Origin of the sequence: Flagellimonas sp. CMM7 (assembly GCF_021390195.1) — a bacterium.
Lineage (GTDB): Bacteria > Bacteroidota > Bacteroidia > Flavobacteriales > Flavobacteriaceae > Flagellimonas.
On record NZ_CP090003.1, the window covers coordinates 3,968,079 to 3,984,739 of the forward strand.

At 36.8% G+C, this 16,661-nt stretch carries 18 protein-coding genes; 15 read left to right on the forward strand and 3 right to left on the reverse strand.

Features of this window, described 5'->3' with window-relative positions:
* Positions 1–292: 292 nt before the first annotated feature.
* The 10 genes from LV704_RS17910 to LV704_RS17955 all read left to right on the forward strand — a co-directional run bounded on the left by LV704_RS17910 (position 293) and on the right by LV704_RS17955 (position 8,310).
* A complete protein-coding gene (locus LV704_RS17910; RefSeq protein ID WP_163422319.1) occupies positions 293–652 on the forward strand; it encodes a hypothetical protein in 360 nt (119 codons plus the stop codon).
* Positions 653–663: 11 nt separating this feature from the next.
* On the forward strand, positions 664–2,271 hold the full coding sequence (locus LV704_RS17915) for an FAD-binding protein (RefSeq protein WP_163422317.1): 1,608 nt from the start codon (positions 664–666) through the stop codon (positions 2,269–2,271).
* 28 nt (positions 2,272–2,299) lie between these two features.
* Entirely contained in the window at positions 2,300–2,494 is a 195-nt protein-coding gene (locus LV704_RS17920) for a hypothetical protein (protein ID WP_163422314.1), read from the forward strand.
* A 4-nt stretch (positions 2,495–2,498) separates the two neighbouring features.
* Positions 2,499–2,801: a hypothetical protein gene (locus tag LV704_RS17925; protein ID WP_163422313.1), complete on the forward strand. Its 303-nt coding sequence runs from the start codon at positions 2,499–2,501 to the stop codon at positions 2,799–2,801.
* A 47-nt stretch (positions 2,802–2,848) separates the two neighbouring features.
* Positions 2,849–3,268, forward strand: coding sequence for a hypothetical protein (locus tag LV704_RS17930; protein ID WP_163422312.1), 420 nt, complete (start codon positions 2,849–2,851; stop codon positions 3,266–3,268).
* Positions 3,269–3,294: 26 nt separating this feature from the next.
* Positions 3,295–4,986 carry a patatin-like phospholipase family protein gene (locus tag LV704_RS17935; RefSeq protein ID WP_163422311.1) on the forward strand — a complete coding sequence of 564 codons (1,692 nt, stop codon included), beginning with the start codon at positions 3,295–3,297 and terminating at the stop codon, positions 4,984–4,986.
* A 56-nt stretch (positions 4,987–5,042) separates the two neighbouring features.
* Entirely contained in the window at positions 5,043–5,447 is a 405-nt protein-coding gene (locus LV704_RS17940) for a D-Ala-D-Ala carboxypeptidase family metallohydrolase (RefSeq protein ID WP_163422310.1), read from the forward strand.
* Positions 5,448–5,459: 12 nt separating this feature from the next.
* Complete coding sequence (locus LV704_RS17945) at positions 5,460–5,882, forward strand: hypothetical protein (protein ID WP_163422309.1); 423 nt, start codon at positions 5,460–5,462, stop codon at positions 5,880–5,882.
* Positions 5,869–6,846 carry a hypothetical protein gene (locus LV704_RS17950; RefSeq protein WP_163422308.1) on the forward strand — a complete coding sequence of 326 codons (978 nt, stop codon included), beginning with the start codon at positions 5,869–5,871 and terminating at the stop codon, positions 6,844–6,846. Before LV704_RS17945 ends, LV704_RS17950 begins: the two co-directional genes overlap by 14 nt.
* A 132-nt stretch (positions 6,847–6,978) precedes the next feature.
* Positions 6,979–8,310, forward strand: a complete 1,332-nt coding sequence (locus LV704_RS17955) for a DEAD/DEAH box helicase (RefSeq protein WP_163422307.1) — start codon at positions 6,979–6,981, stop codon at positions 8,308–8,310.
* Between the two features lie 103 nt (positions 8,311–8,413).
* On the opposite strand, the gene LV704_RS17960 is transcribed toward LV704_RS17955, so the two are convergent.
* Both LV704_RS17960 and LV704_RS17965 read right to left on the reverse strand, forming a co-directional pair.
* Entirely contained in the window at positions 8,414–8,950 is a 537-nt protein-coding gene (locus tag LV704_RS17960; RefSeq protein ID WP_370636075.1) for a DEAD/DEAH box helicase family protein, read from the reverse strand.
* Positions 8,951–9,123: 173 nt separating this feature from the next.
* Entirely contained in the window at positions 9,124–9,462 is a 339-nt protein-coding gene (locus LV704_RS17965) for a helix-turn-helix domain-containing protein (protein ID WP_163422305.1), read from the reverse strand.
* Between the two features lie 105 nt (positions 9,463–9,567).
* Between LV704_RS17965 and LV704_RS17970 the strand changes: the two genes are divergently transcribed.
* On the forward strand, positions 9,568–10,635 hold the full coding sequence (locus LV704_RS17970; protein WP_163422304.1) for an alkene reductase: 1,068 nt from the start codon (positions 9,568–9,570) through the stop codon (positions 10,633–10,635).
* Positions 10,636–10,656: 21 nt separating this feature from the next.
* On the forward strand, positions 10,657–11,112 hold the full coding sequence (locus LV704_RS17975) for a RidA family protein (protein WP_163422303.1): 456 nt from the start codon (positions 10,657–10,659) through the stop codon (positions 11,110–11,112).
* On the opposite strand, the gene LV704_RS17980 is transcribed toward LV704_RS17975, so the two are convergent.
* A complete protein-coding gene (locus LV704_RS17980; protein ID WP_163422302.1) occupies positions 11,113–11,997 on the reverse strand; it encodes a PD40 domain-containing protein in 885 nt (294 codons plus the stop codon).
* Positions 11,998–12,389: 392 nt separating this feature from the next.
* Here LV704_RS17980 and LV704_RS17985 point away from each other — a divergent pair, with 392 nt between their 5' ends.
* The 3 genes from LV704_RS17985 to LV704_RS17995 all read left to right on the forward strand — a co-directional run bounded on the left by LV704_RS17985 (position 12,390) and on the right by LV704_RS17995 (position 16,586).
* Positions 12,390–13,538 carry a serine hydrolase gene (locus LV704_RS17985; protein ID WP_163422301.1) on the forward strand — a complete coding sequence of 383 codons (1,149 nt, stop codon included), beginning with the start codon at positions 12,390–12,392 and terminating at the stop codon, positions 13,536–13,538.
* Between the two features lie 199 nt (positions 13,539–13,737).
* Positions 13,738–14,775 (forward strand): PorV/PorQ family protein, encoded by a 1,038-nt coding sequence (locus tag LV704_RS17990; RefSeq protein WP_163422300.1) that lies wholly within the window; start codon positions 13,738–13,740, stop codon positions 14,773–14,775.
* A 206-nt stretch (positions 14,776–14,981) separates the two neighbouring features.
* Positions 14,982–16,586 carry a hypothetical protein gene (locus tag LV704_RS17995; protein ID WP_163422299.1) on the forward strand — a complete coding sequence of 535 codons (1,605 nt, stop codon included), beginning with the start codon at positions 14,982–14,984 and terminating at the stop codon, positions 16,584–16,586.
* Positions 16,587–16,661 lie beyond the last annotated feature (75 nt).

Here is a 16,661-nt window from a genome sequence, read left to right on the forward strand (position 1 = left end):
TTTAAGTGTTACCTCAAAGATTTCACTCCCATTTTTCTTTAAAATTATTCATCTAAATTTTTGTTTATCAGGAGGTAATGTGTGTTTTTTTTAAAGCACTACAAGAAAGTACGTGAAACTGCGGGAAAACCCCAGTTTTTTTAAGGCTAATCTTTAATCGATTCTAATGATGAATAGCTATATTTAATTTTCCAAAGTTTCCCCATAATTTACTTCCCCCTAAAATACCCATAGCGCGGTATTTATAGCAGTTCCCTCACTACATAGTTTTATAAAATTTAAAACAAATCACATGAAAGTAAGGAACTATTTGATTCTTGGTCTATTCGGTCTTTTCATTGTTATGCTTCTTATGCAATCCTGTTATTCGGTGCGTTTAAGAAGTGTTGAAGGAACCTACGAACCCGCTGCACCCCTTGTGCGGAATGATTACTACCGTAATATGGAAGTTATTGAAATTGACACCGTAATTACCCTTGGTGCTATTGATAAAGATTTTACTTATCTCATTAAAAAGTCGGATAGATGCCCAAGTGGCAAACTACATACTGTAGAGTATAGAAATACCTTGGGAGCTGTCCTATTGAGTGGGATTACTTTCGGTCGCAAACGAAAGGTGAAAATCAAATATGTCTGCATGAAATCCAATTAAAAAAATGAGTCATGGCTAGAACAACAAAACTTTCACTAAACGAATGGGACACATTACATAACAATGGTCCATGGAAACTAAAGACCCTTTATAAGACAAAATTGGAAGCATCCAGTTTAATGCCTTCAGATATTGATAGGTATAATGATGCAGCACAGGAAATCCAGCGATTATTAACAGAAACTAAAAACAAAAGCGAAGGTTTTAGGGCGTATGGTTCGGCGTGGTCTATGTCAAATATTGCCCATCAAAAGGACCGAATGCATTTTAATGCCCACATGAACACCTATTTCTCCTTTAAAGATCAAGACCTACATGCGTTATCCCGGTATGCAGCTGAGAATCTGTTTTTATTTCAATGCGGGAACATTATTAAGGAGGTATCCGAAAAGTTGGAAGGTCATGGGAAATCCCTAAAGACTACTGGGGCAAGTAATGGGCAGACCATTGCTGGATGCATTTCCACAGGAGTTCACGGATCGGCGGTCAATGTGGGTTCTGTTCAAGATTATGTTGTCGGACTTAATCTCATTATAGGACCAAACCCAGGTGATATTGTGTATTTGGAAAGACACACAAAACCGGCACTCAATGACGTTTTTGCACAAAAACTACGTTCACGGGTTATTCGCAATGATGGATTGTTCAACGCAGCACTGGTAGGTCTGGGTTCCTTTGGTTTTATCCATGGAGTGGTGATTGAGGCTCAAAACCTTTTTCTTCTTAAACGTTATGTAAAGAAAATCAAGAAGGAAACCGCTTTAGAATTGGCAGAAAAACTCAATTTTAAGAGTTTTAAGGAAATACCTGAGGAAGTAAACAGTAGTGGTGAAGCCAACACCCCATATCATTATAAGGTATTTGTCAATCAATACAGGGAGGATAAGGATAAAGATTATGTGGTAGAATTCATGTATAAAAAACCATTTAAATTGAATTATCCAGATCCCTTTCCGGTCATTAAAAAATCGATCTACCGCGACCTTGTTAATGTGGCTGTTGAAATCGGCTCAAGAGTACCTTCAACCATTCCCTTGTTTATCAATGCACTTAAAAAATCTATTCTTCCAAAAGTGGATGAAACCTCTATGGGAACCTTAGCCGAAACCTTTTGGGATGCACCTTATCAGGGTCCAGCTTTTGCAATCTCTTTTGGTGTAGATCATACTGATTCCAAGGAAGCGTTGAAAATACTTTCCAAGGTAAGTATAGATGAAGGCCCTATGCCTGGAATTTTTGCGATGCGCTTTATTAAAAAATCGGATGCCACCTTATCTTTTGCCCGTTTCCCAACAACCTGTATGATAGAGATTGATGGGGTTCTCTGGAACGAAAAGAAAAAGTTGGGAACTCTAAAAGATTTATCACGAAAAATGATTGAAGCTCTACAACTGCATGGCATAGCATTCACCTTGCATTGGGGTAAAAATGCGGATTGGAACTTTCCGGGATTGGTGGACCATATGTATGGACAAGATGCTGTAAACTGGCGAAAGTACCGTTGTGCGCTACTTTCAGAAGATATGCAAAAACTCTTTTTGAACGATTTCCTAAAAGAGACCATGCTAAGCAAAAAGGAAACCATCTTGGCCCCAGACCTTATAAAATCACTTTTATAAAACTCATTTAAAACTTTAAATCATACAAATGAAAAGTAAAAAACCATTGGTGGAAATAGAATACGAGCTTAGGTTGACAAAAAAAATCTTGGAAAAAATCTTGGAGCTCAACAAGGACAAAGAACTTATCTCACCCAGCAACGAAGAGATGGATAAGATAGAGGAAGAGTTGCGTAGCGATTTACGGTTGGAATTCCCCAAGTATAAAATTCAAAAAAAGTAAAAAAATGGAAGCAAATATTTTAAACGAATTGGGCAATCGCATCCAAAACATTGTGATCAAGCCCAAAGTACAGGACAAAAGGGAAAAGAACCGTGGCATCTTGGCCATGGTATTTGTCATTCTTTTCTTCTGTGTCATTTTTGTGACGTTCGTAATTGGTTTTAACACCGCAAATTTTGGCACGGATGATTATAAAGATCTATTAACCACAGTTTCGTCCATTCTTTCTGGGCCTTTAGGGTTTATAATAGGATTCTACTTTAAAGAAAAGCAATCCCAAGAGCAGAATGTCCAGGAAGATGAATAGACCAGACAAGAAGTCATCATTTAAGTGTAAACAATAAATAGTTTGTAATGCAAATAAAAGATATTATAGTTACCGTAAGAGAGGCGCTTATAGTGCTCCTGTTTGTATTGTTATTGACAACCCCATCATGGGTCAAAAACCGTTTAGAAACTGCAGGATTTCAGAAAATTGATATGGGCTTTGCCGAATGGGAGTCCAGAATAGAAGCGTCAAAAAAGGAAGTGGAAGATGTTAAAAGTACGACCGAAGCTGCCCAATTAAGATTAAACCAAGTTGCGAACAGGTTGGAAAGTCTGGCCACAAGCCCTTCATACTCCAATCCGGCCGTAATAAAGCGACAGGTGAGTGAATTAAAAATGGAGGTTGATGCATCTGCAATTAATTTAAAGCGTTCTAATGAGGAGCTGGAAAAAAGCTTGGAAAACCATAAAATATTACTGAGAGAAGTACAAACTAGGCAACATTAGCATTAAAATAAAGGTTTATAATAAACATGGAAGAAGACAAAAAAGTAAAAATTGATCCTTTTAAGGGAATAGGGCTTTGTTTTAGTGGGGGAGGGTATAGAGCAACTTTTTATTCATTAGGAATTGTGTCATATCTAAACGTAGTTCAATTTGAAGACAAACCCTTATTAGAAGAAGTCCAAGCAATGAGTTCTGTAAGTGGAGGGACCTTATTGGCTGTGGCATACGCCAAAATGGCACAAGAACTTAAAACCGATTTCAAAACATTCTTTAAAACGTTCTATGACACTTTTACGCCTGAAAATGATACCCTGTTAGAGACCGCTATCAACAAATTGGAAGATGATAAAATTTGGAAAGCAAATGAACATAAAACAAGGTCATTAATCAATGCTTTTGCCCTTGTCTATGCAGAAATGGATGTGTTTAAAGGAGATTTTTCGCTTTTTGAAACCCCGGAATCGAAACATCTAAAACAGGTATGTTTTAATGCTACGGATTTCTCATTTGGGCTTACATATAGGTTTCAAAATGACGGGGATTTTGGTAGTGCCCCGTTGGATAACGCATTGGTTAAAGCTTTACGACCCAAGATCAAGTTAGGTGATGTTATTGCTTCCTCCTCTTGTTTTCCGTTGGGATTTGAACCACTCTTGTTTCCTGATGATTATTTCAAGGATCAAAAAGATGAAAATTATCAGAAATTAAAAAGCTTAAAGCGTTTTGAGAATGGTGTGGGTATAATGGACGGAGGCATTGCGGATAATCAGGGAATTGGCAGCATGATGCTAATCAATGGTAGAATGAAAGGAGCTCTGAATCTTATTATTGTAAACGATGTAGGTAGTTTTAAGATGAAACCTTGGCAACAAGATGACAGTTACACAAAAAAGGGACCATCAATCAAGCAATTTTTCGCCAAGGCCTTATCGTATTTCAAAATTAAGGCATTGTATATTATCTTGATTTTGATAGGACTTGCATTGATTATCCTTAACTCCATGCATGTTTTTAATACGTGCAATGAATGTGCTTTGCCAGTACTCTACATTATAGGCAGTATATTGATGGGTATAGGTCTAACACTAACTTTTTTGGGAGGCCTTGCAACGATTGCCACAAAATTGGTGAAAGCAAAAATCGCTTCCCTTTTCAGAAAAAACGTCCCCGAAGTATTGTTGGACGATATAATCACCTTTAAAAAACTGGACATCGGCCTTGTGCAGCAGATGCTTACAAATAGATTGACTTCCACAGTAAAAATGGTCAATGATGTTTTTTTGAAACAACTACGTCGCTTAAACTACGATTTGTTCTATTCCAAAAGCTCGCTAATACATAAGCGAATCACCACAACGGTATATAAACTTAATGGACAGGAAACCGCTTACTCAGGCGGTACTCCAAAATACAATGAACTCATTAAACCTTCTCCAAGTTCACTTTTAAAAGACGTGTGCCTAACAGCTTCAGAGACCCCAACAACACTTTGGTGGGATAAGGAGGACATTTTAAAAAACCGCATGGATACCCTTATTGCATGCGGACAATTTACACTATGTTATGAGTTGATGGAATACATTATTGAACTAAAGAATTCCAAGCACGATTTAGATATTGATTTTGATGCTTTGGATAAGGTGGACAAGCAACTGAAAAAACATTGGACTGCCTTTAATAAGGACCCATTTTTTTTAGTTAAAGCAATGAAGAAATGAGTATTTTATAGTTAAGCATACTTCGTAAAGTAGAAAACAATTAATAAGTAGGAACAATGCAACTTACCAAAAACTTTTATAAGATTGAATTTGAGAGTCGTGATGGGGCCAAGATGCCGGACCATGTGCTCCAGAATATAAAGGAACTTGCCGATAATCTTCAAAAGGTAAGGGATATATTGGCAGAAGCCATAAACATAAACAGTGGCTATAGAAGTGAAGCTCATAACAAAATTGTTGGTGGGGTGAAGAACTCACAGCATTTGTTGGGAAAAGCCGCTGATGTTTCCATGAAGAACTATACCTCTAAAGAACTTGCAGTTATTTTCGAAGATTTGATTTTAAATAGCGTTATAAAAGAAGGAGGACTGGGGCTTTACAATGGCTTTGTCCATTATGATATTAGGGGTACGCGTGCCCGTTGGAATCTTTCAACCAAGTATAAGGATTTCTATAAGTAAACAATAAATAATATGGCAGAAATTGAGATAAGCTTCAAATTAGAAGAAGAGAAAGCGAAGGTTTTTTTAAAAGTATTGAGCAATGTGGGGCAAAATACCACGAATACTACTGTTAGACAGGTTATGAAGCATTTGCACCAAAACATAAAGAAAGATGTATGGGCCGAGGATTATACAGAATCATTGCTCATCGCCAAACTTACCAAAGAGACAGGCGTAATAGGAATACATAAAAACTCTAGCCTAAAAAACTATGTAAGACTCAGTAATCATGCAATGATTCATTATGTTCCTAATTGGTGCAACATGGTTTTAAAAAAAGTTGCTGTTGCAGGGAATTTAGGTAAGCCTCCAAAGAAAATAACTCCCCAAGAGACTGTAAAAACTAAAAAAGTATCAGACCTTATTAAATTGATTGTCAATGCACTTCCATAGGTTTCAACTTCGGATTTTATTAGCGTTCATATTTTTATTTTCGAATATAGGTCAAGCACAAGACCTTAAGTTTCAGGTAGGTCAATCTATCGGCAATGAAACTACAAAAAACAAGGCGGCAACTATTATTGCAAGTTTCCCTAGAGACTCTGTTAGCAATTCCCATAGTATTCAAGGGTTTCTAGAAGTTGGATTAAATTTTCCGGATAATACCGTAAAAAGCTATTCGATAAGTGCCTTCGCAGAAAAGCATAGTAATACATTAATAAGTAAAAGGCAAGATGTAACCCAATTTGGGGGGCAACTCACTTTTCATCTATGGGAAAAATCCCAATTCTTTTTATTCAAAAAATATAAAATTAGATTTTTAGGAACTGCCAGGTATTCTCATGACCATATTGCGGAAACAGATGGAGGTCAGTACTTATTGCACTTTAACCTTGCTCCAAAACTGGGGGGAGGAAACTTTGGAGATGCTTTTCTCAATATTGAAAATATTTATCCTGGGGATGAATATAAAAATTATCAGAGCGACCCAAATAATGAAAATCCTGATCCAAAGAAAAGATTCCCTTCTGATTTTATTCAATTTTCCAGTTCACATACTTTAGGTGTTGAATATATTTCGAATGAAGAATTGTTGTTGGGAAACCTTGCTTATACAATCAATATTTATCCATTAAGTGGATTATTGTATCGTACATTTGAGCAATATCGTATGTTACAATTCTCTTTTGGAATTGATAATCGATTTAATATTAATTCTCAAAATACGGAACTCTTTATAGGTAGCTTGCTCACAGGGTCTGCAGGAGTTAATTTTTTAATTAATGAAGAAAAAGGGTATCAACTGGGCTTAGTGTATTCTTATCAGGAAGGGGGACATGCTTTGCAAGGCCTCTCTGACCAAGTATTCTCGCAGTTGGTATTAAGCGCTAGGCTAGTATTGGATAATTCAAAATAATGAGTACCGATTTTAGTTAAGAACGGTTAGAAACTGCCACTTTTTAAATTGTAATTCTTTTAAAAAGGAATTCCTATTATTATTTACAAGTTTCTCGAGCATCGTGTACCTATCTTTGCTCAAATCTATTTTATGTCAAAAGAGTTTTCCGATTTAGGAGTTAACGAACAAATACAGCAAACTTTAGTTGATTTAAATATTTCTGTTCCAACAGATATTCAAAAGAAAACGATTCCAATTCTATTAAATCAAAAAGAAGATGTAGTTGCTTTGGCAAAAACGGGAACGGGTAAAACTGCAGCTTTCGGGTTGCCTTTACTGCAATTGATTGATTCAGAAAATACCGAAGTACAAGCAGTAATATTGGCTCCCACACGAGAATTAGGACAACAGATCTATACCAACCTAGTTTCTTTTACCGCTCATGGTCCATCAATTTCTATTGCGGCTGTCTGTGGTGGTATTCCCATTAAACCTCAAATAGAACGCTTAAAAACGACAACACATATTGTTGTGGCAACACCCGGGCGACTAATTGATTTGGTACAGCGTAAGGCGGTAAACATTCAAAACTTAAAGTATTTGGTCTTGGATGAAGCTGATGAGATGGTAAGCGTATTAAAAAAGGACTTGGATGTTATTGCAAAAGAAATTCCCAAATCTAGAAGAACCCTTTTGTTTACCGCGACCATGCCAGGCACTGTAAAACAATTGGTGCAGAATTATATGTCAAAACATGTAGTGCACTTGGAGGCAAACATGAAGAAGATGGGCCATCAAGGTATCGATCATCAATTTGTTGTGGTAGAACCTATAGAAAAGCTAGAAGTATTGCTTCACTTTCTAAATTCTAAAGAAGGGGAAAGAGGTATTATTTTCTGTAAAACCAAAGCGGCGGTTAATAAACTTGCTAAGAAACTGTCTATGAACAAATTCTCATCTGGTGCTATCCATGGTAGTTTAACCCAAGGAATACGGGATCGAATCATGGGACAGTTTAGAGAAGGTTATATTGATATTCTGGTAGCTACTGATTTAGCAGCTCGGGGTATTGATGTTAAGGAAATATCATATGTTGTTAATTATCATCTGCCAGATACGTATGAAGCTTATGTGCATCGAAGTGGTAGAACTGCTAGGGCAGGGGCGAAGGGGCTCTCTTTAAGTATCATACAGCAAGAGGAGGTAATGGATATTCCTGATTTGCAAGAAGAGTTAGGGCTGGTTTTTAGGGAATATAAAAAACAGGATGCAGAAAATAGAGAAGAAATCAATCTGGTTTTATGGGCTAAAAAAATATTCAAGACCAAGCCAAACCGAAATGTTTCCAATAAGACCAAAGAAAACATAAAAACCATATTTCATCATTTGACCAAGGAAGAATTGATAGAAAAAGTTTTGGCCGATCATGTAGCACAGAATTCGAGCATCATTTCTAAAAAAACAATTTCTTCAAAGAAGTGATACTTATCATTGATGTTTTTGCTGTTTGGACTTACAGAGCAAAAAAAACCGATGAATAAATTGGAAAAAGGAGGTTGAAAAATTGAAGCAGTGTATAATGGGATTACACGTTCTCTTCTATTTTAACATACCGAGCACGTTCCATAAAATATTCCTCTAAGCGTTTTAGTTTGGGATGTAGGTTTTCTGAGTATACAACATACTGACATTTTTTTATGCTTTCTGTAGTGGCAGTCATAGCTGTGTATGCACTTTGTTGTATTAAAAAATCAGCATCATCTATACTACATATTTTTAATTCTGAAATGCTTACTCCATTATTTAAAAATAGTTTGTGAATCATTTTTGGAGTGGTAATAAGAACATCAATTCCCATATAAATCTCCGACTTTTGAACATCTATATGTAATTCTTCATAACTGGCATAAACCCTTAGCGAGCTGTACTTGGCGTAGTTGAAAAATGCATCGTACAGTTCTAAGACTTTACTTTTGTTTTCAACAATAACAAGAGCTCTTGGAGCGTCCCCGACGGCCTCGCACTTTAACTTATGCAAGGTTGTGAGTATTAAGGCCGTAGTCTTTCCGCTATCTTTTGGAGCAGTGCAGAAAACATTGGCCCCACTTTTTATAATGGGGATGCTTTTTTTTTTGAAAAGGAGTAGGACTTTCTATGGAAAAGCGTTCTAAAGCTTCAAGCAAATGGGGATGTAATTTTTTAAATGGCATACCTTTTAAATAATGAAATTGTACTGTGAAACCTTAGTGTTTTGAAAATGTAAATATACTATCAAAGAATAGGAAATCAGCTTGTCTATTCATCTGTCATATCCAGTTCAATGTCTTTACTCCATGCACATAACTGATTTAGTATAGGTAACAGTCTTTCCCCTTTTTCCGTTAAGGAATATTCCACTCTAGGCGGAATTTCGGCATAAGATTCCCTAATCACAATTCCCCTGAGTTCCATTTCCTTCAATTGGTTGGCTAGAACCTTTCTGCTTATTTTATCTATTCGAATGGCCAGTTCTCCGAATCTGAGTTTTCGATTCGCCAACATATATACGATTATTGAGGTCCATTTGTTTCCAATGATATTCATGGAATGTGTAATGGGACAATCGTTGGGGTTCTCTATTAATTTTCTTGCCATATTAGTTACCTTTTGGTTACTACTTTCTTGCGACAAACTTACAATAATATCTTTTGTAAACCAATATTAGTTACTTTTGGAAACTAATTAGATAAATATATTTTAATGAACGTATTTGAACCACAGATTTTAGGAGAAATAAGCCTGAATAATAAAATAGTAATGGCTCCATTGACCAGATCAAGAGCCATTAACAATGTTCCAAACGAACTAATGGCAAAGTATTATCAACAGAGAGCGAGCGCTGGGCTAATTATTACTGAAGGAACCTCTCCATCTCCCAATGGTATTGGTTACCCCCGTATTCCAGGAGCCTATTCCGATGCACAAATTGAGGGCTGGAAGAAAATTGCTGATGCAGTACATTCTGAAGGAGGCAAAATATTTGTACAATTGATGCATACCGGCAGAATTACTGCTAAGGCGAATATGCCAGAAGGCAGTATCACACTAGCGCCATCAGCTATTCAGGCTGCGGGTGAAATGTTTACTGAGAACGGATTGGTTGCCCATGAAGTTCCAAAAGCTATGACGCAACAAGAAATCCAGACTACTCAAAATGAGTATGCATTGGCTGCAAAACGTCTTGTAAATGAAGCAGGGGTAGATGGTATAGAGTTACATGCAGCTAATGGATATTTACTCAATCAATTTATAAACCCCAAGTCTAACCAAAGAGAAGATGATTATGGCGGCAGTATAGAGAACAGAAGTAGGTTTGTGTTGGAAACCGCTGAAAAAGTGGTGAATGAAATAGGGGAGGACAAAGTTGGTATCCGTCTTTCACCCTACGGCGCATTCAACGATATGCAATCAGATTATGAGGCACTGGAAGATACCTTTATTTATCTATCCCAAGAGTTATCAAAAATAAACCTGGCCTATATTCATGTCGTAGATCAAAGAGTGGCATTTGGAGCTCCTGATTTTACCATAAACATTAAAAAAATCATTAAAGAGAATTTTAAAGGAATTATAATCTCTGGTGGTGATGTTAACACTTTGGAAAAGGCAGAAGCTGTTTTGGAAAGTGGTTTGGATCTGGTTTATGTCGGCAGGCCTTTTATATCCAATCCCAATTTGGTAGAAAAACTGCAAAAAGAATTGGAGTTGGTGGCTCCTGATTTTGATACCTTCTATACCCCAGGTGAAAAAGGATATACGGATTATTAATTGAAAACAAAGGAATAGGATATGAATGCGATTGAAAATCTATCAAAACTTAAATTGGAACTGCCCGAGGTATCAACTCCGGGTGGCTCTTATGTTTCGGTAAACGTTAGGGGAAATATAGCCTATGTTGCTATCCAATTCCCAATCAAGAATGGCGATTTTTTTTACCAGGGAAGATTAGGAAAAGAATTATCAACCGAAGAGGGTTATAAAGCTATGGAAATGTGCGCCTTAAATGTTTTGGCGCAAATCGATAAAAAGGTTGGCTTTGAGAAGGTGGTTGGCTTAAATCATATGGATGTGTATTTTCAAGCAGGTGAAAATTGGGATGAGGCACCAAAAGTTGTAGATGGTGCCTCTGATTTATTTTTAAAGGTTTTGGGAGAACAGGGCAGGCACTCACGAGCTATTTTTGGAGTGCAAAAGTTGCCCTTCAATTTTAGTGTAGGACTAACTACTTCCTTTACCATACAATAATCATTGTTGAAAAGCTTTGGTACTGACCCAATAAATATCTTGATTACTAGTGTAAAGAAAGTATTTTCCATCCTTGGTTACCCAAGGACATAATTCGTGCTTTTCAGTATTTATTGGGTTCTTTAGACTCTTTGCGTTGGACCATTCTCCATTTTCTTGTTTATGGCTTATGTAAAGATCTCCTCTGCCCAACCCTTCAGGCCTTATCGAACAGAAAATGATATAGGATTTATCTGGTGCTATAAAAACATCAGCTTCATAGGCATTTGTATTTATGGCGCCACTAAGTCTTGTGGATTTCTGGAATATTCCGTTTTTTTCTTCAGACGAATAAATGTCATAATCACCTTGATTCCCTTCTTTAGCATTTTTGTTTGAAGAATAATACATGGTGCCATCAGAAGCAAAAGAAATGTAATATTCGTTTTTGGATGAGTTGATCATGTTTCCTGCGTTTATTGGTTCAGACCAGCCATCTGTACTTCTTTGAGAGTACCATATATCGTAATCGCCTGTCTTTTCCCCATTCTTAGGTCTATCAGAAATGTAGTACAGCCTCTTTTCATCTGGAGAAAGCATAGGGTCATTATAACCATACGTTGCATCCCCTATAATGGTTTTGGGTGTGGTCCAAGAACCATTATCCAATTTTGAGTATCGTATTTCAGCCTTTCCATTTACTTCTACCGCAAAGAAAAACTCCGAGCCATTCGCAGAAAAAATAGAACCAAACTCGGATCTGTTCTCTTGGGAAACTACTCCTGGAGCAAATATTCTTGGTGTATTGGTTGGCAACTCTCCGCCAAGATGGTAAAGATGCGTTTGCGCGCTCAAAGCGCTGCTACAAAAGTAAAAGAAGGATACTATCTGTGTGATTCTTTTCATTTTATGGGTTTTTAGATTGACATTCAATGACTACTTAATATTAAGTAGTCATAAAATTGCGAAATGTTACGTTTGCTTTACATTTTTCTTATAAAAACCCTGCAAAAAGTAAGTCTGGCACTAATGCATATCCTACAAATTTTCAAGTTACAGCGATTCTAGAATATCATTTTGATCAGGTTATTGGAGATTAAATTTCCAGAAATCGGTTTGTTTCCTATCTTAATAATGATGATTTCATATGGCTGAAGTATACTGTTTCGCTTCACCTTTAAAAACATACCGCTTCACCATGTTTTAATAAAGGTTTAGCCATTCATGGTTCAATTTGTTTGTTGCTTTGACGAAAAAATATACCAGTTATGGAACATTTAACTTTTAAAACAAAACAAATGAAATCATCAAAATACGTCCTTTTGATAATAGTTATGATTCTTAACCTGGGTTGCGATAAAGACGATGACCCTTCAGAACCTATGCATCCAAATGCGATAGAATTCCAAAGTATTTTGGACGAATTCACATCCAATGGAATTCCTGGACTTTCTGCTGTAGTAGTAACTCCGGATGGTGTATGGAAAGGCGCCTCTGGTTATTCCAGATTAGAAGATCATACTCCAATGTCAATTGACAATGAAGTTTATTCGGCCAGTATAGGAAAAACATATTGTGCCGTTGCAACTCTTTTACTTGTTCAAGATGGTTTGATAGCCTTGGAAGACCCTATTTCAAATCATATTTCAGGCACTACACTTCTTGGATTTGAAAATACCAATTCGATAACCGTAAGACAATTATTAAATCATACCGGAGGGCTAACAAATTTTGATTGGAATGAAGCATTTGTAAACGATGTCTTAACCGATCCTTTAAGTATAAAAGCGTCGGATCTACTCGATTATGAAAGAGGAAATGCTTTTTACGCTCTTCCTGGGACCGAGTTTAACTATTCCTCTACAGGATATGAATTATTAGCCGCTTTGGTAGAGGAAGTAACAGGTAATCACTCAAGATTTTATAGCGAAAGAATTTTTAAACCACTAAACCTTCAACATACTTATTATAAAAACGAATCTGAATATCCTTTGACCAACAATTTGGTTCACTCTTATTTTGATCAATTGGATACTGGGCAAGTCGAAAATGTCTCTGAAACCCAAAACCATCTTACCAATATTTTTACGGGATCTGATGGAATAATTGCTACACCTATGGATTATTATCAATTTTTAAAGGGAATAATGACGGGTTCTTTGTTATCTGACGAGATGAAAGCCGAAATGTTGGATTTTATATCCCTAGGGGGTGATGACTACATCGGTTATGGCCTAGGCATATGGCAAAGAGACGTTGGATATGGTATTGCAATTGGACACGATGGAGATGCCATAGGGGCCGGCGCGGATATGTGGTATTTTCCAGACCATGACATTTACATTGTCACCGCTACCAATATGGGAACTGTTTTACAGGATACTGAACTAGGCAGGATGTACAACGAGTCCTTTTTATCAGCAATGGTTACCGCGGTTTTTGAATAAAGAACAGCGTTAGATCAAATAACAACAAGAAAACAACTTGGATATGTAATAATTGGATATTTGATTCAATGGTCTTTAGTAACCCTTGCAGGAATTTAAATTCATAAAAGAGACATACGAAATCGGCTATAATCCAGTTTATTAGGTTAGACCATATGAATAAATTGGATTTATTCTTTAGAGATCAGCCAATTTCGGTATGAAAAAAAATATCGTATTACTCATTCTAGTATGTTTCAGCAATCTTTCTGCACAACAAAGTAATGTGACCACTGCAAGAGACGGTTTTCTCAGTATTGCGAAAGACGCTCGTGCCACCGGGCAAGGTGATATTGGGGTTGCCACTTCTTCAGATACTTTTTCGCAATTTTGGAACCCATCCAAATATGTTTTTTCAGATAAAAAATTTGAAATGGGGATTACTCAAATTCTTGCGAATAGAGCAGAATTGAATGAGTTCTCCCAACTTAGTGTCACTTTTTACAATAAACCAAATGAACGTAGTGCTTATGCATTAAGTGTTCGCAATTATGCCTATACAATCAGTCAATTTGTGGAATTTGGTGTCCTTCAAGCCACTCTTGAGCTATCAATAGATGGTTCTTATACCCTAAGATTAAGCAACGAATTTGCTATGTCTGTCAGTGGCCGCTTTATTTCATTAAAAGGTAAAGAACCTCTTTTAAATGGTTTTAGTGGTGAGTCCGCCACAAGTTTGTATGGCATAGATGTTTCGGGTTTCTATAACGGAAATGAAATAGCTTATAAGAAGTTTAATGGCAGATGGAGGGCAGGCTTTAATTTTTCTAATTTAAGAGGGAAGTCTTTAAGTGATAATACTGATATTGAAATCTATGCACCTTCTACCTTAAATATGGGCATGGGCTTTGACTTTATTTTTGATCAAGATAATATGTTGGGGATTACTACTGAATATAAAACATTACTAGCTTCATACATTGAGGATGCAGAAGGAGAAAAACTGGATTTTGGATTGGAAGGTTCTGTTGCGGCCTTGGGATTAGAGTTTACCTACAGGGAAAAACTAATAGCAAGAACTGGATATTCACATGGTGTAAACAGATTGACAGATTCCTTTGCTTCAATAGGTGCTGGTTTTAAAGGGAAGTATGTTAATATGGATATCGCTTTTTTATTGGGTCTGTCCGAAGAAGAAAACTTGATACGCGAAAAAGTACGCATATCTCTAAGTCTTAACCTAGGTGAAGTTTTGTAAGTTCTAAAGGTCATATGCTCAGACTATCGAAACACTCAGGCCCAAACAATTTTAAAAATCTACTTTCCAAAATGGTTTTACAATCATTATTTTAAAATTTCTTTGTCCTTTCCAAAAATGTATGTATTTCATCTAAATCAGCAACAGCTTTATACGATATAATATTGTGATACGTTTGATAGTTCCTTCACCTTTCAAATAGCTATATGATTCCCAAATCTTATAATTATCGTAAAATAGATAATCGTTGCAACTGGTTCCTGTTAATTATCATTATAGTGTTTTTTTACGCTTGTAGCAAAGACAATACTTCAACAATAGAAGGAGCACAAGAGTCTATTGAAGAAGAAGGTACGGAGAACCCAAATATTGACGAAAAATTCAATGCAGACATCAACCAAGATGGAACCCTGAATATTTTACTGTTGGGTCCCAGTGAATCTATTAATTCTAGTGTAGCAGCTTTTTCTCTAGAGCCCGTTGCAGAACAATTAACTTCTATATTAACTGAAGATACGAAAGTAACCACAGCAGTAAATGTGGAATATGAAGATACATATAGGGCTAAATCACTAACCGTAGGTTTAGGCAGCGATACTAACAACCTATTCGATTATACCCATTACGCACATTCCCTTCTTCAATATTATTATTGGCCAGAAGGACAGGCAAAACGTATGTCTAATTTAAAAGGTGATAATGAAAAAGACTGGGACTATGTAGTGATTGCAGCCGATCCATACATCATTTCTAAAACACCAGGGTTTTATTCACTGGGTGTAAACAAAATTGCCACGAAGGTATCTGAGGGAGGGGCTCAACCGCTTTTGTTAGTGCTGTGGCCAAAAGACGAACAAAATACAGCATCAATCTCCGATTTTGAAGAATTCAGTTATCGTTCCGCAGAAGGCTCCCAAGTAGAAATTGAAGTAGCGCCAGCGGGGTTAGCTTGGCAAGATCTTTCATCGGAACTGAAAGACGAGCAGACCACGCATCCCTCACCAAATGGGGCGTATCTGACAGCAGCTTCTATATATTCTCAATTATATGATCAAAATCCATCAACTTCGGATTACACATATAATGATATTTTGGCGGATGCTGTATTTCAAAGTGTTAAGCAGGCAAAAACTGAGACACATTTTTCAGGTGAGTTCAATTATAATTCCCCTTTTCAAGGTGGTAATGTCAATAACCCAATAATGCGATACAATCATACGGGCACTAGCTCCGAAAATGGTATCATTGGTGGTTTGAACTGGGTCATTGCAAAGGACGATGGAACAGAATTACAGAGAGACGGTGCTCCAACCGTTCATTTTAACCTAGGAAGGGCAAATACTAATTTTGAAGCTAACAAACGGTATAAAATAGATGCTAGTAAGTTTGAATACTCAATAGGTTTTCCTATGCAAGATGGTTCCAGCACGGGAGATACTTCTATGTTGTATGGAATAGACAAAAGAGGTTCTCAGTCAGAAAACGGAACGGATTTAGGTGTGGCACTTTATATGATTCGTGAAAACGAATTACCAACCGCCAGAGCAGTACCCATAAGAACATTATACGCTCAAATGCTAGAGTTGAATATAGCAGACTCCGCTTATCGCGATAACTGGCATATGAGTCGTGATTTAGATAGAGCTTCGGGCTCATATATCTATACCTTTTTAACAGGGAAATGTAATCTAGGTGTGGAGCCAACGGACATATCTTCTACAGCTTGGCGTTCATGGCGAGCTCATAAACTTGGCTACGAAACTGCTTGGAACCTCATGTTTCTTGAAGGAAAAGTGCCCGAATGCAATTAGGAATGTTCTTCTAATTAGGTGTTCCGTAACCAATCTTAATTGAAAATTTTATTATTTAAAATTAAACCAATAGTA